The organism is Polyangium sp. y55x31 (assembly GCF_029946505.1).
Classification (GTDB): Bacteria; Myxococcota_A; Polyangia; order Polyangiales; family Polyangiaceae; genus Polyangium.
The window spans coordinates 55,817-78,137 of the sequence record NZ_JARZHG010000022.1 but is presented as its reverse complement, the minus strand read 5'-3'; the positions used below and the strand labels follow the sequence as shown (position 1 = coordinate 78,137).

Below are 22,321 nucleotides of genomic sequence, written 5' to 3'. Positions count from 1 at the left end.
AGGTTCCGTCAGCCGGGGTTCGAGGCGAAGCAGCAGCGGAAGCCGGTGTCGAAGAACTGGAAGTTCTGATCGACGGTGTAGAACGTGAAGTCCGACTGCGCGCCCGACTCGGCCTGCGTATTGAAGGCGCCGCCGAGCAGCGGGTACGTGTTCGTCGCGGACTTCGTGATCTCGCGGAGGTTACCGGTCATGTCGTAGATCTGGGGATTGGTTTGTCCCGTCCAATCGACGAAGCAGTTCTTCAGGTTCACCGTGTCACCGGTCACGAGCAAACCGTTCTGAATGCCGGCATCCGGCGAGAAGTCGTACGAGAAGCCGAGGTTGCAGAACTTCGTGCCCGCCACGTACCCGGTCTTGCACGCGGAGAGCGGCGCATAACCCCAGAGGCAAAAATCCGGGGTGGTATTCCGCGCGGCGGCCTGCCAATCGGCCGTGCTGCAGACGGTGCCGCCGGCCGCGGCGCAGACCTGCTCGACCTCACGCGGGGTGACGTTGAACCAGGGGATCTTCCCCTGGACCGAGCACGCCGGGGTCTTGTCGAGCGTGGAGCCCGTGGGAGCGCTGGTCCAGAAGCCGTTGCCGGTGCCGGGGACGACGGCGGTCGCGTTCGGGCGGCTGGCCTCGAAGGCCATGATCCACTTGTTTTGCGAGCCGATCTTCGTGGCGACGGGCTTGACGTAATACGTCGCGTTGCTGCCCTTGTTGCTGTAAGGCTCGTCGGCGATGCCGTCGCAATCGTTGTCGAGGCCGTCGCACTTCTCTTCGCAGCCGCCGGGCAAGCTGCTGCAGTTTGCCGGCGTGGCGCTGCATTTGACGGCCATGGTGCCGTCACAGATGAAGGTGCCAGGCGTGCGGCAGGCGCCGTGTCCGGGCGGCGGCAGGCCGTCGTCGGAGTTGCAGGGCTTGTTCCAGTTGGCGACGTTCTCGTTCTGGACACCGTCGCAATCGTTGTCGAGGGAGTCGCAGAGCTCGGGGGTGCCGGTGCAGTAGTTCGGGGCGGCCCCGGTGCAGACGCCGGCCGGGAAGGTGCATTTCCAGGCGCCCATCACGCAGGCGACGTTGACCTGGCTCGTGCACTCGGGCTTGACGGCGGAGGGGCTGACGCCGCAGACCTGCGTGGGCGAGGGGGCGATGACGTTCTCGTCGATCTGGCCGTCGCAATCGTCGTCGAGGCCGTTGCAAGTCTCCTGCGCCGAGATGAAGTCGCAGTCGTACTCGCACTGCTTGTCGTTGTTGAGATCGTAATATCCCGGTTCGCAGCCCTGGAACTGGCAAGCGCCGGCGACGCAGGACCACGTGGAGTGGACCGCGCCCGTGTAGCAGCTCTTGCCACACATGCCGCAGTTGTTGACGTCGGTCTGCTTGTCGGGCTGGTTCGTCAGCGCGCCGTCGCAGTTCGCGTCGATGTTGCAGCCGTCCTGCGTGCCCGGCGCGGGCGTGACGGAGTTCTGGCAGACGATGGCGCCGCCGACGCAGGCCTTCTGGCCGGCCTTGCAAGGCGTCGTCGAGCCCGCGGGCGGGTTCGGCGGGACGTTGCAAGCGCCGACGGAGTCGGACGGCGGGCTGCCGTTCGTCTTGTCGATCTGGCCGTCGCAATCGTTGTCCTCGCCGTCGCACATCTCCGTCTTGGGATCGATGTTGCCGACGCAGACGAGCGCGCCGTTCTGGCATTGCTGCGTGCCGTAGGCGCAGGGGAAGATGTTGCTGACGCCGCAGGCCTTGCCGGCGTCGGTCGGGCTGTCGTCGACGATGCCGTCGCAATCGTCGTCGAGGCTGTTGCAGAGCTCGGGGTTCTGGTTCTCGACGAGGACGTTGGGCCCGGCGCAGACGATCTTGTTGCCCTGGCAAATGGTCTTGCCGAGGTGCGCGGGCGTGGCGCACTCGCCGTTCGGATCGCCGTAGCAATCCACGCCGAGCTGCGCGTCGCCCGAGAGATCGTCGGCGTCGTCGATCTTGCCGTCGCAATCATTGTCGAGGCTGTCGCCGCAGATCTCGACGCCATTGTTCGTGATGTTGCACTGGTACTCGCAGCCCGTGGCATACGAGCCGTCGAGATCATAGAACCCAGGCTCGCACGACTGGATCACGCATTGCGTGTTGCCGTCGTTGCAGGCCTGCCCCGGCTCGGCGTTGCTCTGGCAGGCCGGGGTGCCGTGGAGGACGACGCAGGTGCGCCCGCACTTGCCGCAATCGGTGGTGCTGGTGCAGAGGTCGACGTCCTCGTCCTTGATGCCGTCGCAGTCGTCGTCCTTGTTGTTGCAGAGCGAGTCGTCCGCGCCGCCGGAGACGCAGTAATACTCGCAGCCCGGCGCGTCCGGATCGAGATCGTAATAATCGAGCGCGCACTGGCCGGTGCAAATGCCGTCGGTCTTGCCCGGATCCGCGCTCGGGGTGCAGGCGATGGTGTCGGGGTCGGTGTTGAGCAGGACCTGATAGCAATTGTTTGCGCAGGTGCCGCAGGCCTCGGGCGTGCTCCAATCGGAAAGGTCGTCGACCGTGCCATTGCAGTCGTCGTCCTTGCCGTTGCACTCCTCGACGCCGCTGTCGGACGGCACGCAGCCGCCGCCGCCGCCTTCGCCGGCCGTGCCGCCCGTGCCGCCGCAGCCGAAGAGGCATCCACCTTCGCCGCCCGTACCGCCGGTGCCGGAGGAGCTGGAGGTACCCGTGGCCGAGCCGCTATCACAATCGTCGAAGCAGAATGCTTCGGTGGTGCATCCCGCGGAGCCCGCGGCGAGGGCGAGCCCCGCCGCGGCCGCGAGCCATCCGAGTCTGGAAGAGAAGCTCATCACGCAACCTCCACGTTGCGCGCCGACCGACGCCGGCGGAGGAAGGCCAAGGGCAAACCGAGGAGTGCGAGCCAGCCGGCCGGGGAGCGCGAATCGCCGGCCGTGGAGCAAGCGCAACCGCCGCCGCCCGTCGCGAGGCCCCAGACGCCATTGTCCTGCGCGCCGGCCGAGCCGCCGGCACCAGGGCCTGCGCCGGCCATGCCGCCGTCTCCACCCGCGCCGCCCGAGCCGCTCGAGCTCGAGGTGGAACCCGGCCCGCCCATGGGCTCGACGCATTCACCTCGGCTGCAAGCGACGCCCGGCGGGCAATCATTCTGGCAAACCTGCCCCTCGGGGCAAACCACGCCTTCGCAGGGGCAGTTGCCGCAGGCGCCCGTGACCGGGTTGCAGCAGCCGCCGCTCGCGCAGGGGCCGGCGCACTGGTTCTGGACGCACGTCGGCGGGGTCTGGCTGAGATCGCAGTATTGATCGGGGCCGCAATTCGGGCTGCAGGCGGCCACGCACGCGCCGCCCTGGCAGACCTGACCCGCCGGGCAATCCACGTTCGCGCAGGTCGAGACGCACGTGAACGTGGTGTAATCGGCGCTCGGCTTGCAGATCTCGCCGGGCTGGCAGCTATCCGGCTGGCAGGGGTTGTCGATGCACGAGCCGAGATTGCAGACCTTGTTGCAGCCGGGGCAAGGCACGTTGTAGCAGTTGTCCACCACGCACTTGCCTGCGTTCGGGCCGTAGTTCGCGCAGACCTGGCCGGCGCCGCAGCTCACGCCGTCGCACGGCTCCTTGCAGCCCGCCTGGCCCTTGCAGGTGCACACGGGCGGCTTGTAGCAATTCGCGTCGGCCGGCGTATCGGCGGGCGCGCAGAGCACGTTGCCGTTCGCGTCCTTGACCGTCTTCAGCTCGCAATCGGTGCAGGGCTCCGACACGCAGTAGAAGCCGAGGTTCTCCCCCGTCGAGCTCTCCGTCACCTGCTGGCACTGCTGGCCGGGCGGGCACGGATACTCCTTGCCGGGGTTGCAGGCGCTCGCGCACTGGCAGATGCCCGCGCTCCCCTTGACGCACTCCTTGCCGGTGCTGCACAGCGGAATGCCGTTGTTGGGGTTGTCGCTCTGGCCGTCGCAGTCATTGTCGTTGCAATCGCAGACCTCGAGGACCGGCGTGACCTCGCCCGTGCAGACGAACCCGCCGTTCAGGCAGGTGTACGTGCCCTGCTTGCACTCGCCCGTCTCCACACCGCACGCCTGGCCGATGCTGCCGGCGGGCGTGGGCTGCGGGTTCATCGAGCCGTCGACGCCGTCCGGCCCGGGGCCGCTCTCGTCGACCGTGCCGTCGCAGTCGTTGTCGATGCCGTCGCAGACCTCGGGCTGCGGCGTGACGCCGCCGAGGCACTCCACGCCGGCCGCGCCATTGCAGAGGAACTCACCCGGCGTGCACGGCGAGGCCGTGCGATCCCCGGGATACAGCGCGGTGTCGTACGCAGGCACGCACGGGCCGCCCGAGGGGATGCCGTTGTCGTTCACGCCGTCGCAATCGTTGTCCTTGCCGTCGCAGATCTCGGACACCGGGCCGACGTCGTTCGCGCAATCGAGCACGCCGGCCGTGCAGGCGAGCGTGCCCGTCGCGCACTCGCCCTGATCGGTGCCGCACGTCGTGCCGACCTGCGGCAGGTTGCCGTCGTCGAGCATGCCATTGCAGTTGTTGTCGAGCCCGTCGCAGACCTCCGGGGTCGGGGGCTTCGGGTTCGAGCAGACCCACTTTTGCAGGCCCTGACAGACGAGCTTGCCCGTGTTGCACGGCGCCGTGAGCGTGCCCGTGCCATTGCAGGTGCCGCCGGCGGGCGGGCACCACGTGAGGTTTCCGAACGTGCAGCAATTGCCCGGCTCGGTCCAGCAGCCGTTGTTGCCGCCGGTCGGCGCGTCCGCGAGCGGCGTCTCGTCGACGGTGCCGTCGCAATCGTTGTCCTTGCCGTCGCAGACCTCGGGACCCGGCTGCACGCCGCCCTGACAGACGAGCGCGCCATTGACGCAGGCCGTAGTGCCGGGCACGCACGGCGACTGGTTGGTGCCGCAGGGCGTTCCGACGCCGAACGGGCTCTCGTCGACGGTGCCGTCGCAATCGTTGTCGATGCCGTCGCAGATCTCCGCGCTCGGCCCGATGAAGCCCTGGCACGTGCCATTGCAGGGCTGCAAGCCCCGCTTGCACTGGCTGTTCGGGCCGTAGTTCAGGTTCGACGGCGTGCCGACGGGCACGCACTGCGCGGCCGGCACGCCGTCGTCGATCGTGCCGTCGCAATCGTTGTCCTGGCCGTCGCAGGTCTCGACCTGCGGATTGTTCGTGCAGGCGTTGAACCCGCCGTTCGCCACGCAAGCGCCGGGGAGCGCCACGGGTTGCGCCGCCTTGCACGTCAGCGTGCCGGCGCAGTTCGCCGGGGTGGTTTGGCCACACGCCGCGCTCGGGGCGCCGTTGTCCGCGACGCCGTCACAATCGTTGTCGCAGCCGTCGCAGATCTCGGGCGAGGGGACGCACGGCATGATACACACGCCGCCCTCGTCCGTTTGCCCGTCGCAGTCGTCGTCCTGGCTGTTGCAGGTCTCCGCCTTGGGGCAATGCGCGGGGCTGCCGCACTTCGTCACGTTTTCGTCGATCGTGTTCGCCGCGTCGCCGTCGAACGCGGGCCCCGGATCGCAGTTGTTGTCGACGTTGTCGCAGCTCTCCTTGGGGTTGTAGCAGAGCCAGTTGGCGGGCTGCGTCGCCTGCGTGGGCGTCGTACAGGGCAGCTTCGTCAGGTCGCCGCCCGGGTTCGCCATGGTGATCGTGCTCTGGAACGTCGACATGCACGTCGCGCGCTGGGCCGCCGTCGACCAGTTGCAGCAGGTCTGCCCCTGGTTGCAGTAATGGGCGAAGCCCTCGTCCGTGCAGCCGTTGCAGTTGTTATCGGCGTTGTCGCAGGTCTCGGGCTTGATGGCGGAGGCGACGATGTTCGCGAGCGCCGTGGAGAGCTGCGTCTCGTTCGTCGCCGCCTTTGCCGTTCCCGTACCGCCGGCCGCCGCGATCGTGTCGTTGATCGGGTTCGCGCTGCCGAAATCGATGACGTGCGTCTTGACCGACCAGTGGATCCCACCTCGGTCGAAGCCCGTGAGAAGATCAGCGGCCGCGTCGACCGCGTCGGCGGCCACGTCACACGACTCCGTACCGTCCGTGACGAGGATCGTGTTGATCGTGCGGCAGGCGCGCTCGCCCGACAGCGCGATCGGCGACTGGAACGTCGGGTTGTTGGTGGTCGGCCGGATCCATTGGTCCGAGAGGTAGCGGTAGGCGTCGCGCAGGATGCCGTTCAGCGGCGTGCCCCCTTCGGCCCAGAGCTCGTAGCTGAGCGGCCGCGTCGGGTGCGGCGCGCAGTTATTGTCGACCCACTTGAGCAGCTCCGGGACGTTCGAGTCCTCGAGCGGCGGCAGGTAGAAGTTGTCGAGCTGCATCGGGACGAGAATCTCGGCGCCGCGACGATCCGCGGAGTTCGGGGCCGACGTGTCCACCTCCACCCCGCAGCCGGCCGAGAACCCCCCCCACTGGCAGGTGCCGTTTCCTTCTCCCTCGCCGCCGCCGACGTCGGCGCAGGTGGCCGTGCAGCCCGTCGCCGTGCCGCGCAGGAACGCGGCGAGCCCGAAGTTCACCTGCCCGCCGAACGCGTAGAACATCTTCCGCAGCGCACACTTGGCGTGGGTGATGCGTGTGCTCCCGAAGCCGCACGAGTCGGGCACGGGGTTCAGGTTGTTCGGGACGCCGCCCGTCATCGACCCCGAGGTGTCGAAGAGGATCATGAAGTACGGCTTCGCGGACGAAGGCCAGTCTTTCGGATCCGCGCTCAGGCACGCAGCCTCCTCTGCGGAGGCGCGCGGCGCCGTGAGCGACGCGGCGGCCATGAGGGCCGCACCAGAAAGGACCGACGCGATACCAAGCTTGCGACGGCCAATGCCACGGGAGAAGAAGGTCCTGTTCATGTTCTCGTGATCCAGCCCCGGCCCGACCTCGTCATGCAGCGACGCGTGTCGGCCGAAGGAAAGTAGGAACGGGACGAACGCGAATTTTGCAAAAGGAGTTTGCCTCGACGTACGGGTTTCCATCACGCCCGGCACCGGGCGATCGGACGATGCTCCGTCTGATCCCGAGAGCCGGGAAGATGATGCTCGTTCACCCTACAAGAGTTCGTGCGAGGCGTAAACTCTCTTGATCGGGACGGACAAGGGGGCGTTTTCCGCTGTGATTTCAGCGGGGTAGCCCGCGCGGAGCCCCGGGGCGGGTCCGCGCGGGGCGGAGGCGAAGTCACCGCGGAAGCGGGTGTCGAAGCGCTGGCACTTCCGAGCGACGATGCGGGAGGTGAGCGCGTTCTCTGCGCCGAACCGGCGTCAGGCCTTCGCCGGGATTGTAGGTTACGGCCCCTCGGCTCGCCTCCGCGCGCGGGCCAACATCGAGCGCACGTGCACTGGCAATGGTCGCGCAAGCAAACGAAATGGGCGCGACCCGCGGCGAGGCCGAGCCACGCCGCGGGCGCGATCCATGCGATTGAAGGATTACGCCGCCTTCGCGTCGCGCGTCGAACGACGCCGGCGGAGGAAGGCCAAGGGCAAACCGAGGAGCGCGAGCCAGCCGGCCGAGGAGCGAGCATCGCCGGCGGCGGAACAAGCGCAACCGCCGCCGCCCGTCGCGAGGCCCCAGACGCCCTTGTCGGGCGCACCCGCGGAGCCGCCCGCGCCGGGGCCCGCGCCGGCCATGCCGCCCGCGCCGCCCGCGCCCGGGCCCGCGCCGCCCGCGCCCGAGCTCGCGCTCGAGCCCGTGCCGCCCATGGGGTCGACGCATTCGCCGCCATTACAAGCCTGTCCGCTCGGGCAAAGGACGCCTTCGCACGGGCAGTTGCCGCAAGCGCCCGTGAGCGGGTCGCAGCAGCCGCCGTTCGAGCAGGCCCCGGCGCACTTGTTCTGCACGCAGGCCGGCGGGGTCTGGCTCGTGTCGCACGTCTCGCCCGCGCCGCACGCAGGATCGCAGGTCGGGACGCACGCGCCTTCCTTGCAGGCCGTGCCCGCCGCGCAATCGACGTCCGCGCAGGTCGGGACGCACGAGAACGTGCTGAAATCGGCGCTCGGCTTGCAAACCTCTGCGGGCGGGCAAGCGCCGGGCACGCACGGGTTGTCCACGCAGGAGCCGAGGTTGCACGCCTTGTTGCAGCCGGTGCAAGGCACGTTGTAGCAGGTGTCCACCACGCACTTGCCGAGGTTCGCCCCGAAATTCGCGCAGACCTGGCCGCTCGGGCAGCTCACGCCGTCGCAAGGATCCTTGCAGCCCGCCTGGCCCTTGCAGACGCACACGGGCGGCTTGTTGCAATTCGCGTCGGCCGGCGTATTCGCAGGCGCGCAGATCACGTTGCCGGCCGCGTCCTTGACCGTCTTCACCGAGCAATCGCCGCAGTTGTCGGGGACGCAATAGACCCCGAGCGACTCGCCCGTCTCGCTCTTCGTGACGTCCTCGCACCTCTGGCCGGGCGGGCAGGGGAATTCGCCGCCCTTGCAAGGCGAGGCGCACGCGCACGCCTCGCCGCTCTTCACGCACTCTTTGCCGGTGCTGCAGAGCTTCGGTTTGCCCGGATCCTGCTCGTCGCTCGATCCGTCGCAGTCGTTGTCGAGGCAATCGCAGGCCTCGTCCGTGGCCTCCATGCCGCCGATGCACGTGAGCTGGCCATTGACGCAGCCATACTTGCCCTCGGCGCAGACGCCGACGTTGAGGCCGCACGCATCGCCGACGTTCACGGTCGGCGGCGGGGCCGGGTTCGCCGATCCGTCGATGCCGTCCGGCCCGGGGCCGCTCTCGTCGACCTTGCCGTCGCAATCGTTGTCGAGGCCGTCGCAGACCTCGGGCGAGGGGCCGATGCCGCCCGCGCACGCCGCGCCGCCCAGGCCGTCGCATTGCAACACGCCCGGCTGGCACGGCGGCGCGCTGCGATCGCCGGGATAGAGGCTCGTGTCATACGCGACGGTGCAAGCGCCGCCGGCCTGGATGCCGTTGTCGATGTTGCCGTCGCAGTCGTTGTCCTTGCCGTCGCAGAGCTCCTGCGTGGGGCCGACGTCGCCCACGCAATCGAGCACGCCGGCATTACACGCGAGCGCGCCGATCTGGCATTCGCCCGTGTCGCTCCCGCAAGGATCGCCGACCTGGGAGATGCTGCCGTCGTCGACCATGCCATTGCAATCGTTGTCGAGGCCGTCGCACGCCTCGGGCTCGGGGGCCTTCGGCGTCGCGCACACCCACTTTTGCAGGCCCTGGCAGACGAGCTTGCCCGTGTTGCAGGGCGCCGTGAGCGCGCCCGTGCCATTGCAGGTCGCGCCGGGCGGCGGGCACCATTGCAGGTTGCCGAACGTGCAGCAATTGCCGGGGTTCGTCCAGCAGCCGTTCATGCCGGCGGCCGGCGCGTCCGCGAGCGGCGTCTCGTCGATCGAGCCGTCGCAATCGTTGTCCTTGCCGTCGCAGACCTCGGCCTGGGGTTGCGTGCCGCCCTGGCAGACGAGCGCGCCGTTGACGCAGGCCGTGAGGCCCGTCGTGCACGGCGCCTGGTTCACGCCGCACGGCGTGCCGACGCCGAAGGGGCTCTCGTCGACGGTGCCGTCGCAGTCGTTGTCGATGCCGTCGCAGATCTCGGCGCTCGGCCCCACGAAGCCCGAGCAGACGCTCGATCCGCAGGGCTGCGTGCCCTTCTTGCACTGGCTGTTCGGGCCGTAATTCAGGTTCGACGGCGTGCCCACGGGCACGCACTCGGCCGCCGCGACGCCGTCGTCGATCGTGCCGTCGCAGTCGTTGTCGACGCCGTCGCACGTCTCGGTCATCGGGTTGTTCTGGCAGGTGTTGTACCCGCCGCTCGGCGCGCAGGTGCCGACGGGAACGTTCTGCGGCGGCTTGCACGAGAGCGTGCCCGCGCAGTTCGACGGGGTCGTGAGGCCGCAGGGGATCGCGGGGATGCCGTTGTCAGCGACGCCGTCGCAGTCGTTGTCGCAGCCGTCGCAGATCTCGGGCGAGGGCTTGCAGGTGCAGGAGGCGCCGAGGCCCTCGTCGGTGAGGCCGTCGCAGTCGTCGTCCTGGCCGTTGCACGTCTCCGTGGTAGGGCAATGCAAGGGATTGCCGCACTTGAAGACGCCCTCGTCGACGGTGTTCTGCGGGTCGCCGTCGATCGTCGCGTTGGGATCGCAGTTGTTGTCGACGTTGTCGCAGGTCTCCTTCGGGTTGAAGCAGAGCCAGCTCGCCGGATCCTGCTGCTGGGCCGCCGTCGTGCACGGCAGCTTCGCGAGATCGCCATCGGGATCGGCCCCGGAGATCGTGGCCTGGTAGTTCGAGAGGCACGTCGCGCGCTGGGCCGGCGTGGACCAGGCGCAGCAGGTTTGTCCCTTGTTGCAGTAGTGGACGAAGCCCTCGTCGGTGCAGCCGTTGCAGTTATCGTCGGCGTTGTTGCAGCTCTCGGGCTTGATCGAGCCGGCGATGATGTTCGCGAAGGCCTGGCTGAGCGAGGCCTCGTTCGTCGCGGCCTGCGCCGCGCCCGTGCCGCCGGCGGCCGCGAGCTGGTCGGCTTCCGAGCCGACCTGGCCGAAGTCGATGACGTACGTCTTGATGCTCCAGGTGATGCCGCCCTTCGTGAAGCCTGTGAGTAGATCCGCGGCGGCGTCCTTCGCGTCGTTGACGGGGTCGCAGTTCTCGCCGCCGTCGGTCACGAGGATGACGTTGACGGAGCGACACGGCCGCTCACCATCCGCGAGATTCGCGAGCGGCGAGGGGTAGCTGAGGCCCGCGATCACGGGGCTCGACCAGCCCTCGTAGAAGTACCGGTAGGCGGTGCGCAGCATGCCGTTCAGCGGCGTGTTGCCCTGCGCGAAGAGCTCCTTCTGATCCGAGCAGTCGTTGTCGACCCATCTGAGGAGGTCACTGATGTTCGAGAGGTTCGGCGGCGGGCTGTAATAGTTGTCGACGAGCAGCGGGACGACGATGTTCGCGCCGTTTCGGCAGCCGGAGTTCGGCTGGGCCACGGGCGGGGTGCCGCACTCCGCGGGCTCCGGTCCGCACCCCGCTTTGTCCATGTTGCCGGGAAAGTCGCTGTGATAGCAGGCCTCCTCCGTACACGCGGCGTCACAGCCCTTCTGGACCTTGGCGAAGGTCGCGAGCCCGAAATTCGCCTGCCCCGCGAACGCCTGGAAGGTGTTTTTCATGGCGCAACGGCCATGCCCGAGGCGGTCGTTCGCGTAACCGCACGAGTTCATGCCCGCCACGGGGAGCGTCATGGACGCGGACGTGTCGAACATCACCATGAAGTAGGGCTTCGACGGCGCCGGCCACGCCGCAGGATCAAACGACAAACACGCCGCCGGCTCCGCGAGCGCCGGGCGCACGACGGCGAGCGTCGCAGCGGCGGCAAGGCCGACGATCGCCCCGACCTTCACCTGCACCGAGCGCTGCCCAAGAAGTGTACGAACCCTGGTGAACATCGTGTCCTGTCCCCGCTGGCCCGTGTCGGGCGGCCCCCGCGCCTCCCCCGGAGTCGCGGAGAGCCGCAGAGCACGCACGCACGCCAACGGTCCATGGTCGCACGCATGCGCGCGATCCAGCAAGGCGCGATGTTCCCAATTTCAGAAGAAGCGTCGCCACACGCGGCCGCCGTGGCCGTCAAGCACACGACATGGCCACGCGTGCCCGGTATGGATCTCCGAGCCCGCACACCAGGACGAACCCAGAGGAGCGCCCGGAGAGGCCCGCGCAGGCGAAGCCCGTCGGGCGCAGCCACGAACGCGCTTTCCCGCAGGCGCGCGTTGCGATACACGAAGGTGCATACCGTGGGATCCAGCACTTCGAGCACGGGACGCGATGCCCTCTCCTCCGCGCGCCGCGCCGCGCCCGCCGCAGCCGCCGTCGCAGGCCGCGCCGCGGCGTCCGAAGCAAGAGCGCCACAAGCGAGCCCGCAAGGCGCGTCGTCCGCTTCGTCCACGCGCCCACGCGGCCGGCCCAAAGGCCCGTTCACGCAGCACCGGCGCCTCGATACGCTGCGCGCACTCTTGCAGCGGCACCCGAAGGGCCTGACGATTTACGAGCTCGCCCGCGAGCTCGACGTGACGCCACGATCGATGCGCCGCTACCTCGCAGAGGTGCGGCGTGATCTCGACCTGGTCTCGACCACGAGCAAGCCCGGCGGGACACGCCTCTGGCGCCTGGCCCCCGGCGAAGCGCCCCGGCGCGTCGAGGTCCGTCGCACGCAGGCCTACGCGCTGCTCGCCGCGCGGCGCCTGTTCGAGCCGATGCGAGGCTCGACGCTCTACGAAGAGATCGACCTCGCAGCGCAGCAGCTCCTCGGCGTCGCGCGCCGCCCCGGCCGCGGCCCGAACGCAGGCGTCGCCGACGCGCGCCTCGAAGAACGCTTTCTCTACCTGCCCTTCGCCCCGAAGGACTACGCGGCGCACACGGAGGCGCTCGACGATCTCTTCCAAGCCGTCGCCGATCTACGCCCGCTCTCGTGCCGGTATCGGCGCGCAAAGGACGGGCGCGAGGACAAGGTCGTCATCCACCCGTACGCGATGGTGCTCTACAAGGACGCGATCTACTGCGTCGGCCTGCACGCCGGGCGCGGCGAGATCCGGACGTTCTTGCTCGACCGCATGCGCGACACGGAGTGCGCGACGACAGAGCGCTTCGACCTGCCCGCAGATTTCCGAGTCGAGGACTACTTCCAGGGCACGTTCGGCATCTGGTCGGGCGGCGCGTCGACACACGTGGTGATCGACTTCAGCGCAAAGGTCGCCGACTTCGTACGGACCCGAAAGGTGCACCCGTCGCAGGTGATCGAGGAGCTACAAGGCGGAGGCGTGCGGCTCTCGCTCGACATCGGCGACATGACGGAGCTGACGTCGTGGGTCCTCGGCTTCGGCGAGACAGCACGCGTGCTCGAGCCAGCCGATCTCGTGACGCGCGTGAAGAGGGAGCTCGAGCAAGCCGTGGCGAACTACGAGGCCGATCCCGAGGATCGACCGAAGGTGAAGAAGAGCCGCTCTTCTTGAGGTCGAGGCCGCCGCGCCGGGGCGCTGCCCCGGGCCCCGCGGGGGCTATCCGCCCCTCGACCCGGACCAGCGCAAGCGCTGGACCATTTGGGGAAGAACTGCGCGATGCGCAGTTCTTCCCACAGGCCGGTGGCAAGACCATGAAGGTCGTCGCACGCAGCGGCACGTTGCCGGCTGAGACGTCAGCGCTGCCGTCTTGGTTGGCAGGGTCGTCGTACGTCTTGACCTGGCCTGTTCGATGAACTGCGCGGAGCGCAGTTCATCGACCCCGAGTCCAGCGCTTGCGCTGGTCCGGGTCCAGGGGCGGACAGCCCCTGGTCGGGCCTGGGGCGAAGCCCCAGCGACGCGGCTTCAGGAAATCGCGCGCATCGCCTCGTCGATCATCACCTGGTGCTCGCGCGGGTCGGCCCAGCGGGCGCGGCCTTCGTCGGGCAGCCGATCGATCGGATCGAAGTAGAGGTACTTCTGGCCGGGCTTGACGCTTGGGCTCTCGAAGATGCTGATGCCTGTGGTGCGATCGTAGAACTCGTAGGAGTGCACGTCGCGCTTGCCGCCGCCGCCGGGGGCGTCGACGACGACGGTCGGCGTGTTGAAGCCTGCGGTCGATCCGCGCACGTGCTTCTCGATGAGCTCGCCTGTGGCCACGGTGGTGCGCAGGTCCTCGGCGCCCTTCACGAGGTCGTGCACGTACACGTAATAGGGCTGCACGTTGAGGTGGCCGAGGCGCTTGACGAGGAGCTTCATCGTCTCTGGATCGTCGTTCACGCCGCGGATGAGCACGCTCTGGTTGCGCACGCGGATGCCGCGCTCGAAGAGCTTCTGCATGGCGTCGCGCGTGATGCCCGTGATCTCGTTCGGGTTGTTGAAGTGCGTGTGGACTGCGACCTCCTTGTGCAGCTTCCGGCCGAGGTCCGAGATGTACGTGACTGCGTCGATCCACTCGTTGTCCGTCAGGATCTTCTGCGGCATCACGGCTGGGCCCTTCGTGGCGAGGCGGATGCGCCGGATGTTCGGCATGCCGAGCAGCGTCTCGCCAATCGAGCGAATCTGCTCGGGGCGCAGGTTGTATGCGTCGCCGCCCGAGACCACGATGTCTTCGAGCTCGGGCCGCGAGGAGATGTACGTGTACGCGGCCCGCCAGCGATCCTCGTCCACCTTGAAGTGGGTCTTCTCGACCTCCTCGGTGTCGATCCCGACGGCATAACTGCGCGTGCAGAAGCGGCAGTAGACCGGGCAGGTGTCGAGCGGGAGGAAGAGGGCCTTGTCGGAGTAGCGGTGCGTGAGCCCCGGGACTGGCGCGTCCGCGCGCTCGTGGAGCGAGTCGAGCCCGAGCTTCGGGTGATCCGGCAAGAAGCGCGATTTCAGCGGGATGAACTGGGTGCGCAGCGGATCACGGTAGGGGTCGTTCCAGTCGATGAGCGAAAGCAGGTACGGCGAGACGCGCACGCTCATCGGGGCGCGGGCAAAGCCCTCGGTCGCGTCCTTGATGAAGTCCTCGGAGACGAGATCACGCAGGGCTTCGAGCAGTTTGTCGGGCCGGGTAATCGATTTCTTCGACTGCCAGCGGTGATCGAGGAATTGCTCCTCGGTGACGTCGGCATAGGCGGGGATCCTCCGCCAGTCCGGCGCTTCCTTGAAGTTCTTGTACTCGAGCCTCGCCGGATCGACCGGGGGCTTGAGCGGCACGATTTCGTAGGTGCGTTTGCTGAGCTCGACGAGGCTTTGGGCAGTCATGGTTCGCCCCCAAGCGGGTTATGCACGGCGGCCCTCGGGCTCGCCCGGCTGACGAGCGCCATATAGAACAATCGGGCGTTCGTGCAACCTGCAGGAAGGGCCGATCGTAGCACAGGGACGGCCCCGGGGTCTCCAGGGACTCGTGATGCCTCCCGATTGCTGCGCTGCGTTGAATTCGCTTCCCGCTCGAACGGGCGGGGGGTGTGGGGGGCAGAGGAAGGCCCGCTCAGCGGGCCGACCGGAGCCCCTCACCGTCGAGGGCCTTGAAGGCCCGGTAATGGCCGACCACGCACCCGACGTACCCTTGCGTCTCTTCGTACGGCGGGATGCCCTGGTACTTCATGACGGCATTTTCGCCCGCGTTGTATCCCGCCACGGTGAGCTCGAGATCGCCGTTGAACATGTTCGCGAGCACGCGCAGATAACGCGAGCCGCCGAGGATGTTTTCGCGAGGATCGAAGGCGTCACGCACCTGCATTCGCAGCGCCGTCGCCGGCATGAGCTGCATCAGGCCCTGCGCGCCCGTGGGCGAGACCGCGCGCGGATCGAAGTCGCTCTCGCACTTGATGATCGCGCGAATGAGCTCCTCGGGGAGGCGATAAAGACGCGCGCCTTCGCGGATCCACGAGTCGTAACGTCCAAAACGCTCCGGCGATCGGTCGCTCGGCATCGACACCGTGAAAAGCTGCGCCGCCTTCTTGCGCGATTTCGTGCCGTCTCCGCTCGTGATCCGATCCATCTTTCCGCCCGATTTTCCGCCGCGGACGGGTTGGCTCGTGACGTGCACGTTTCCCTGCGCGTCCGTGTAGGTATAAATGTCGGCGTTTGCGCGGCCCGGGACGAGCAGCGCCGCCCCGAGGCCGAGGAGGCCGAGGACGGCGTGGGCGGAGGAGAGCGAAGAGGCGGCCAAGCGAGGCCAGGATAGCACACGATCGGGCGGCGGCATCAGGGGCCGAACCGGCGAGGTGGGCCGATCCTTCCTAGGAACTGCGCTTACCAGGGCTCAGGGCCCCCAGAGCGACGTGGGCAGCGCGTTTCGATGCGAGAGCGCCAGCAGATCCATGAGCAGCGCCACCGTCACGTGCACGAGGAAGCCCGAGTAGATGCTCTTCGTGCGCATCGCGAGCGAGCCGAGCGCGATGCCCGCGACCACGGCGCCCGCCGCTTCGAGGTAAGGCTTGCCATAATGGATCATGCAATACGGCACGCACATCGCGAAGATGGCGCCGGAGCCGAGCGTCGTGCGCAGGCCCGAGAGCCAGAAGCCGCGGAAGAAGACCTCGAGCGCGAAGAACTGGGCGAAATACATCGTCTCCCACATCGCGAGGTCGAACCACGAGCGGGAGCATTGCTTGTAGAATGGGTAATATGTGCCGAAATCGGGAGCCCGCGAGACGATCACCACCGCCGGGACCACGACCGCGAGGCAAAGGCCGTAGATCCACGCGTGCTTCCAGAAGCCGCGGACCCGTAAGCCCATGTCGAGCAGGCTGTCCCTCCGGAAGCAGATCTTCCAGATGATCATCGGGACCGCCACGTATCCGAACACGCGCGTAAAAGCCCACCAGCCGTAGCCGTAGAGCTCGTTCCACTTGCGGAGATCGACCCCGAAGCCGCCCATCTTTTCGAGCTCGCGCAGGAATGGCTTCAGGTGATTTTCATAGAAATCACGGCCGCCATAATATTCCTGGAGCGTAAGCACGAGCGCGGTGGTCACGAAGAGCACCGCGGGGCGGTAATCGTAGGCGCCGGAGGCGAGGGTTTTTCGCTGGTGCTCGTGCGCCGCGACGTCGAGCTCGCGCCACGTGCCACGGAAGAAGAACCAGAGGACGGGCGCGAGCGCGAGGTACGCGGCGACGGGGAAGAGGGCCTTGGTCGCCGTCTCGAGGAGCGTCGGCGCGGCGCGCGCGCCCGTCGGGCCCGCCGCCGCGGCGAGGAGCGTCGAGGCGAGATCGAACATGGCGGCTCAGCCGGCCCCGGACGAAGCCGCGATCAAGGAGAGCGCATGATCGAGGCGCGCGAGGACGCGCGGCTTGTCGATGAGCGCGAGGACGTCGAAGAGCCCAGGCGTCGCCGTCCGGCCGCTGATCGCGACACGAACGGGCTGCGCCACGTCCTTGATCTCGAGCTTCTTCTCGGCGAGGAGCTCGCCGAAGCGCGCCTCCAGGTTCTTCGCGGAGAAATCGTCGATGGACGCGAAGAGATCCCGCACGGCCCGAAGATGCGGGGCCTTGTCCGCGACGAGGAATTTCTTCACGGCCTTCTCGTCGTAGACGGGCAGATCGCGGAAGAAGTAGTCGAGCGCGTCGGCCGCGTCGGCGTACGTCTGCGCGCGCTCGCGGATGAGCGGGAGGACCGCGCGCACCGCCTCGCGATCGAAGCCTGAAAGGCCGCGCTTTTCGAGGAACGGGAGCGTGTTGTCGAGGTACGCGTCGTCGGGCGTGAGCGCGGAGGACTTGAGGTGCTCGAACGCGATCGCCGCGAGCTTCTTCGCGTCGAACTTGCCGTCGGCCTTGCTGCAGTTCTCCCAGCTGAACTTCTGCACGAGATCCTGCATCGGGAAGATCTCTTCGTCGCCGAAGGACCAGCCGAAACGGACGAGGTAGTTGAGCAGGCCGACCGCGGGGATGCCGCGCTCGCGGTACTCGCCGACGGAGACCGCGCCATGCCGCTTCGAGAGCTTCTGGCCGTCGGGCGCGAGCATCATCGGCAGGTGCGCGAACTGCGGGACGGGAGCGCCGAGCGCCTGGTAGAGCAGGATCTGCGGCGGCGTGTTGATCATGTGGTCACGGCCGCGCGCCACGAGCGTGATGCCCATGGTGATGTCGTCGACGACCGCGCCGAGGTTGTAGAGCGGGACGCCGTCCGCACGCACGAGCACGGCGTCCTGCTGCGTGTTGTTCGGCGTGACGACCTCGCCGAACACGAGATCCCGGTACGTGACGGAGCCCGAGCTCGGCGCGCGGAAGCGAATGACGAACGGGCGATCGGGAGCGGGGCCCGTGCGGTCGCGGCAGGTGCCGGGGTAGCGGAACTGGGCCTTCGGATCGCGGGCCTTCAAGGCCTCGCGCTGGGCGTCGAGCTCCTCCTTCGTGCAATAACAGCGATAGGCCGCGCCCGCCGCGATGAGCTTCTCCACGAACTCCTGGTAAATCGGGAGCCGCTCCATCTGCCGGTACGGGCCGTGCTCGCCGCCGACTTCGGGGCCCTCGTCCCAGCCGAGGCCGAGCCAGCGCAGCTCGCGCAGGATGATCGCTTCGTTCTCCGGCGTGCTCCGCTCCTGGTCGGTGTCCTCGATGCGCAGGACGAACGTGCCGCCGGTCTTGCGCGCCCAGAGCCAGTTGAAGAGCGCGGTCCGGACCCCGCCGATGTGGAGGTAGCCCGTCGGAGAGGGAGCGAATCGAACGCGAGGCTTGCCTTGTGCCATGGCGCCCGCGCTGTAGCATTTTTCGGTTCGATTGTCGGCCTCGGCGTGCTCACGCTCGGCGAGCGCGTGTATACCCTCGGGCCCTGAGCTCGCACGTGAAACGATTCCTGAAGCAAGCAGCGCTCATCGCCGGCAAGGACCTCGCCATCGAGCTGTCCACGGGCGAGATCGTGACCACGAGCGGGTTCTTCGCCGTGCTCGTCGCCGTCATCGCGTCCCTCGCGTTCTTCGCCGGACAGGAAGCAACGGAAGGCGTGGCGCCCGGCGTGATCTGGGTCTCCGTCGCGTTCGCGTCGGTGCTCGCCGTCGGGCGGACGTGGCAACGCGAGCGCGAGGAGAACGCGCTCGCGGGGCTGCTCGTGCTTCCCGTGTCGCGCGGCGCGATCTTCGCGGGGAAGGCCGTGAGCGTGGCGATCTTCGTGGGGCTCGTGGAGGCGATCGTGGTCCCCGTGAGCGCGCTGCTCTTTTCCGTCGATCTGATCCGGATGGGGCCGGGGCTCGTCTTGATCGCGCTGTTCGCGACGCCGGGGATCGCCGCGGTGGGGACCTTGTTCGGCGCGATGACGGTGCGCACGCGGGCGAGGGATCTCGTGCTCGCGAGCGTGTTTTTTCCGCTGCTCGCGCCGACGCTGCTCGCCGCCGTGGCGGGCACGCGCGAGCTCTTCGGCGGCGCGGAGACGAGGGAGCTCTTCGATTATCTCGCGCTGATGGGCGTGTTCGGGTTCGTGTTCACCGCCGGCGGCGTGGGGCTGTTCGATACGCTCATCGACGGGTGACGGGGGTTTGGGGGCATCGCTCCGCTTGCCGGAGCGGAGCCCTCAAGCGTTGACAAAGGCGGCGCAGCGCTCGGCGGCCGCCGTGATCAGGTCGGGATCGAAGGCCATGCCGGTGCACTCGCCGACGGCCCAGATGCCTTCGCCGGCCGCGCCGTTTTCGTCACACGCGACCGCGTAGCCACGCGCCGGATCGAAACGAACCTCGGCTCCCGCCTGCGCGGCGAGCTCGAAGGCAGGGGCGCCGGGCAGCGCGAGGGCGAGGACCTCCGCTTCGATCGATCGCTCTTCTTCGGCTCCCTCGCGCAAGAGAACACGCTTCACGTACCCCGTGCCCTCCACACCCGCGAGGGCCGAAGCCGCGGCGCGCACCACGCGATCGCCGAGCCGACGCGCGAGCTCGTCTGCCCAGAAACCTTCGCCCGCGACGACGACGGGACCGTCGGGCTCGATGCCGTACGCATGAAGGAGGCAAAGCGCGCGCGCCGAGAAGACGCCGGGCAGATCGTTGCCCGGGAAGGCCGATACGCCGTCGTGCGCGCCCGTGGCGAAGACCTTGGCGGGCGCGCGTACCACGACGGCGCCTTCTTCCGCAGCGACGAGGAGATCCCCGAGGTAGACGCCGGCCGCCGTGGCGCGCGAAAAGACGAGCTCGCCGCTCGCGCGGATCGATTCGAGCAGCGGCGCGTGATCGGGCAGGGCGAGGAGCGAGCCGCCGAGCGAGAGGCCATCGTCGACGACGACGACCCGCGCGCCCGAGGCGCCGAGCTTCTGCGCGACCACGAGGCCCGCGAGGCCCGCGCCCACGACGACGACGTCGGCTTCGAGCACACGTGCAGGCCGCGGCGCCTCGACCTCCGAGGGCATTCGACCGAGGCCCGCGATCTTGCGGGCCATCGTCTGCATGAGGGTGCCGAGCGCAGGGACGCCGGCCATGAAGTGGTGATGGTCGATGCCCTTCGGGAAGAACCAGTCCGTCAGGCGCAGGAGATCGGCCTGGCGTGAGCCGATGACGTTCTGGGCTTCGACCTCTTCCTCGCCCCGGGTCGCGTGGAGGCAGGTCATCACGTTCGGCGTGCCGTCGACGCGCATGAGGCAGCCGTCGCACCCGCCGCGGAAACAGCTCGCGCTGCGCGGGCGGTGGAGCTTGGGGCTCCGCGCCAGGATGATCTTGTCCTCGGCGAGGAGCGAGGCCGCGAGCGGCTCGCCCCGCTCGGCACGCACCGGCGAGCCGTCGAGGTGGATCGTGACCGGATCTCGGAAGGCCCGCGTACGCCGGAACATGGGCCAGGGCCCTATAGCACGGCAAACTCGGGAGCGGCCCCCGCAAACAAACGTCCACGAGGACTCGCGCCTGATCTACCCTCTCGAATCGATGCGCCTAGGCATCCTCGGACCGGCCAACAGAGATCTGCCCGCGCTTGCACGGGCGGCGCAGCTCCTGCTGGACGAGGTCCAGGTCGACAAGATCATCTACCTGTCCGACGACGGCGCGCTCGATCTCGTAGCGAAGGCCTGGGCGTACCAGATCGTCGGCGCGAACCCGAGCGAGGACCTGCTCTTCGCGCGCGCCGCGGTGCGATGCGCGCGCGCTACGCCGGAGGCGATCGACGCATACGTCGCGGCCGAGCGCGCGCGGTCGCGCCTTCGCGCGCTGACGAGCATCCCGAGCCGCCAGCTCCGATCGATCGAGCTCGTCGACGGGCGCGTGGCGGTGTTCGTCTACGACAAGGCGATCCTCGATCAAGACGACATCGCGGCCGCGAGCTTGCTCGTGTTCGGGCGGAGCCAGGAGCCGACGATGAAGCGGATCGGGTCGAGGATGTTCGTCTCGCCGGGGCCGATCGGGGCGCCGGGCGGAGGCATGGGCGTGCTCGAAGAGGTGGAGTCGGGCGGCGTGCGCGTGGAGATCCGCAACGCGAGCGGGGCGGTCACCGCAGAGGACGTGCTGGGCGGAGGGCCGAGCCTGCCCGGCATCAAGATGCGGGTGCAGGATGGCAAGAGCAGCGGATGAGCCGGAGGCGCCCGTGCCCGCGCCGCAGCATCGGGTCGCCGTGTTCGGAGGGAGCTTCAACCCGCCGCACGTCGCGCACGTGCTCGCGGCGGTCTACGTGCTGTCGACGGAGCCCGTGGACGAGGTGCTCGTGGTGCCCGTCTACAGGCACCCGTTCGCCAAGGAGCTCGCGCCGTTCGAGGATCGCCTCGCGATGTGCAATCTCGCGTTCGACTGGATCCCGCGCGTCCGCGTCTCCACCGTGGAGCGCGAGCTCGGCGGCGAGAGCCTCACGTTGCGGACGCTCGAGCACCTCGCCTCGGAGCACCCCGACTGGTCGATGCGGCTCTTGCTCGGCGCCGACGTGATCGCGGACCTCACGAAGTGGCATCGCTTCGATCGGATCGCGGAGATCGCGCCGCCGCTCTTCGTGGGACGCGCGGGCGTCACGACCGAGGGCGCGCCGGAGCCGATGCTGCCGAGGATCTCGAGCACCGAGGTGCGTGACGCGATCGGCCGCGGAGAGATCGAGCGCGTTGAGAAGCTCGTGCCGCGCGAGGTGCTCGCGTATGCGGCCGAGCACGGGCTCTACCGGAGGACGTCTTGGCCGTGAAAAACCGCGTGTTCATCCTGGGCGCGGGCAAGGTCGGCGCGGGCCTCGCGCGGGCGCTGCGCAGCGCGGGGTACGTGGTGACGCTGCGTCCGCAACGCAGAGGGCTGCCTTCGCGGCGCATCGATGCGCCGTTCGTGATCCTCGCGGTGCGGGATCGGGACATCCAGCCGCTCGCGGAGCAGATCCGGGACGCGGGACTCTTGGGGCACCAAAAGGCGGTGGTCGTGCACTGCGCGGGCGCGCTCGGCCCGGAGCCGCTCGCGCCGCTCCGGAGCGAGAACGTCGCGGTCGCGCAGATGCACCCGATGATCTCGTTCGCGTCGCCGGACGTGACGCCGTCGCTCACGCGCGGGCAGCTCCACGTGGATGGAGACGCGCGCGCGGTGCGGGCCGCGTCGGCGATCGGTCGGAAGCTCGGGATGACGCCGCGGACGATCCCCGGGCTCGATCGCGTGCTCTATCACGCGGCGGCCGGGCTCGTGGCGAACGGGGCCGCGGCGCTTGCCGCAGGCGGGGTGGATCTGCTCGGACGCGCAGGCGTGCCGGCGGACACGGCGGCCGCGATGCTGGGCCCGCTCCTCCGAAGCGTCGCGGACAACGTGGAAACGATGGGTTTGCCGGCGGCGCTCACGGGGCCGGTGCGTCGAGGGGACGCGGCGGGCGTGGGTCGGCACCTCGAGACGCTCGCGCGCGCGGCGCCGCACCTCGTGCCGCTCTACGTGGCGGCCTCGAAGCTCCAGGTGCCGCTCGCGCGCGCCCTGGGCGATGCGCCGGCGGAAAGCTTCGACGCCATCGTCACGGTGCTGGAAAAGCCGCCGAGCGGCGCCTGAAAAACGTTGCGGTAGGCAAGCTGCCGACCGTACGCTGGAAAAGCCGTGGCGGACGCCGAACCTCGCACTTCTCCGCTCGATCGGTTTTCACCCCC

13 protein-coding genes are annotated in these 22,321 nt (G+C 68.7%); 5 read left to right on the top strand and 8 right to left on the bottom strand.

All coding sequences use genetic code 11. From position 1 onward, the window contains the following. Positions 1-8 precede the first annotated feature (8 nt). From QHF84_RS31050 to QHF84_RS31040, 3 genes are all read right to left on the bottom strand, one after another. On the bottom strand, positions 9-2,786 hold the full coding sequence (locus QHF84_RS31050; protein ID WP_281317093.1) for a MopE-related protein: 2,778 nt from the start codon (positions 2,784-2,786) through the stop codon (positions 9-11). Then, entirely contained in the window at positions 2,786-6,781 is a 3,996-nt protein-coding gene (locus tag QHF84_RS31045; RefSeq protein ID WP_281317092.1) for a MopE-related protein, read from the bottom strand. The genes QHF84_RS31050 and QHF84_RS31045 overlap by 1 nt, the downstream gene beginning before the upstream one ends. A 570-nt stretch (positions 6,782-7,351) precedes the next feature. Further along, positions 7,352-11,296, bottom strand: coding sequence for a MopE-related protein (locus tag QHF84_RS31040; RefSeq protein ID WP_281317091.1), 3,945 nt, complete (start codon positions 11,294-11,296; stop codon positions 7,352-7,354). Positions 11,297-11,641: 345 nt separating this feature from the next. Between QHF84_RS31040 and QHF84_RS31035 the strand changes: the two genes are divergently transcribed. Then, positions 11,642-12,856 carry a WYL domain-containing protein gene (locus tag QHF84_RS31035; RefSeq protein ID WP_281317090.1) on the top strand — a complete coding sequence of 405 codons (1,215 nt, stop codon included), beginning with the start codon at positions 11,642-11,644 and terminating at the stop codon, positions 12,854-12,856. Positions 12,857-13,207: 351 nt separating this feature from the next. Here the strand turns inward: QHF84_RS31035 and QHF84_RS31030 are convergent, their stop codons facing one another. The 4 genes from QHF84_RS31030 to gltX form a co-directional block, all read right to left on the bottom strand. Beyond that, the gene (locus tag QHF84_RS31030) at positions 13,208-14,590 is read right to left on the bottom strand and encodes a KamA family radical SAM protein (protein ID WP_281317089.1); all 1,383 of its coding nucleotides are present in this window, start codon (positions 14,588-14,590) and stop codon (positions 13,208-13,210) included. A 226-nt stretch (positions 14,591-14,816) separates the two neighbouring features. Continuing rightward, positions 14,817-15,500, bottom strand: coding sequence for a lytic transglycosylase domain-containing protein (locus QHF84_RS31025; protein ID WP_281317088.1), 684 nt, complete (start codon positions 15,498-15,500; stop codon positions 14,817-14,819). Between the two features lie 93 nt (positions 15,501-15,593). Beyond that, entirely contained in the window at positions 15,594-16,550 is a 957-nt protein-coding gene (locus tag QHF84_RS31020; RefSeq protein WP_281317087.1) for a CPBP family glutamic-type intramembrane protease, read from the bottom strand. 6 nt (positions 16,551-16,556) lie between these two features. Further along, the gene (gene gltX / locus QHF84_RS31015) at positions 16,557-18,017 is read right to left on the bottom strand and encodes a glutamate--tRNA ligase (protein WP_281317086.1); all 1,461 of its coding nucleotides are present in this window, start codon (positions 18,015-18,017) and stop codon (positions 16,557-16,559) included. Between the two features lie 95 nt (positions 18,018-18,112). Between gltX and QHF84_RS31010 the strand changes: the two genes are divergently transcribed. Continuing rightward, on the top strand, positions 18,113-18,793 hold the full coding sequence (locus QHF84_RS31010; RefSeq protein WP_281317085.1) for a heme exporter protein CcmB: 681 nt from the start codon (positions 18,113-18,115) through the stop codon (positions 18,791-18,793). A 42-nt stretch (positions 18,794-18,835) separates the two neighbouring features. On the opposite strand, the gene QHF84_RS31005 is transcribed toward QHF84_RS31010, so the two are convergent. Continuing rightward, entirely contained in the window at positions 18,836-20,074 is a 1,239-nt protein-coding gene (locus QHF84_RS31005; RefSeq protein WP_281317084.1) for a 2Fe-2S iron-sulfur cluster-binding protein, read from the bottom strand. A gap of 91 nt (positions 20,075-20,165) precedes the next feature. Here QHF84_RS31005 and QHF84_RS31000 point away from each other — a divergent pair, with 91 nt between their 5' ends. The 3 genes from QHF84_RS31000 to QHF84_RS30990 are packed head-to-tail and all read left to right on the top strand — an operon-like array spanning position 20,166 to position 22,226. Further along, positions 20,166-20,804: a hypothetical protein gene (locus tag QHF84_RS31000; protein ID WP_281317083.1), complete on the top strand. Its 639-nt coding sequence runs from the start codon at positions 20,166-20,168 to the stop codon at positions 20,802-20,804. Then, positions 20,785-21,396 (top strand): nicotinate (nicotinamide) nucleotide adenylyltransferase, encoded by a 612-nt coding sequence (nadD, locus tag QHF84_RS30995; RefSeq protein WP_281317082.1) that lies wholly within the window; start codon positions 20,785-20,787, stop codon positions 21,394-21,396. The genes QHF84_RS31000 and nadD overlap by 20 nt, the downstream gene beginning before the upstream one ends. Then, positions 21,393-22,226, top strand: a complete 834-nt coding sequence (locus tag QHF84_RS30990; RefSeq protein ID WP_281317180.1) for a DUF2520 domain-containing protein — start codon at positions 21,393-21,395, stop codon at positions 22,224-22,226. Before nadD ends, QHF84_RS30990 begins: the two co-directional genes overlap by 4 nt. The last annotated feature ends 95 nt before the right edge of the window (positions 22,227-22,321 follow it).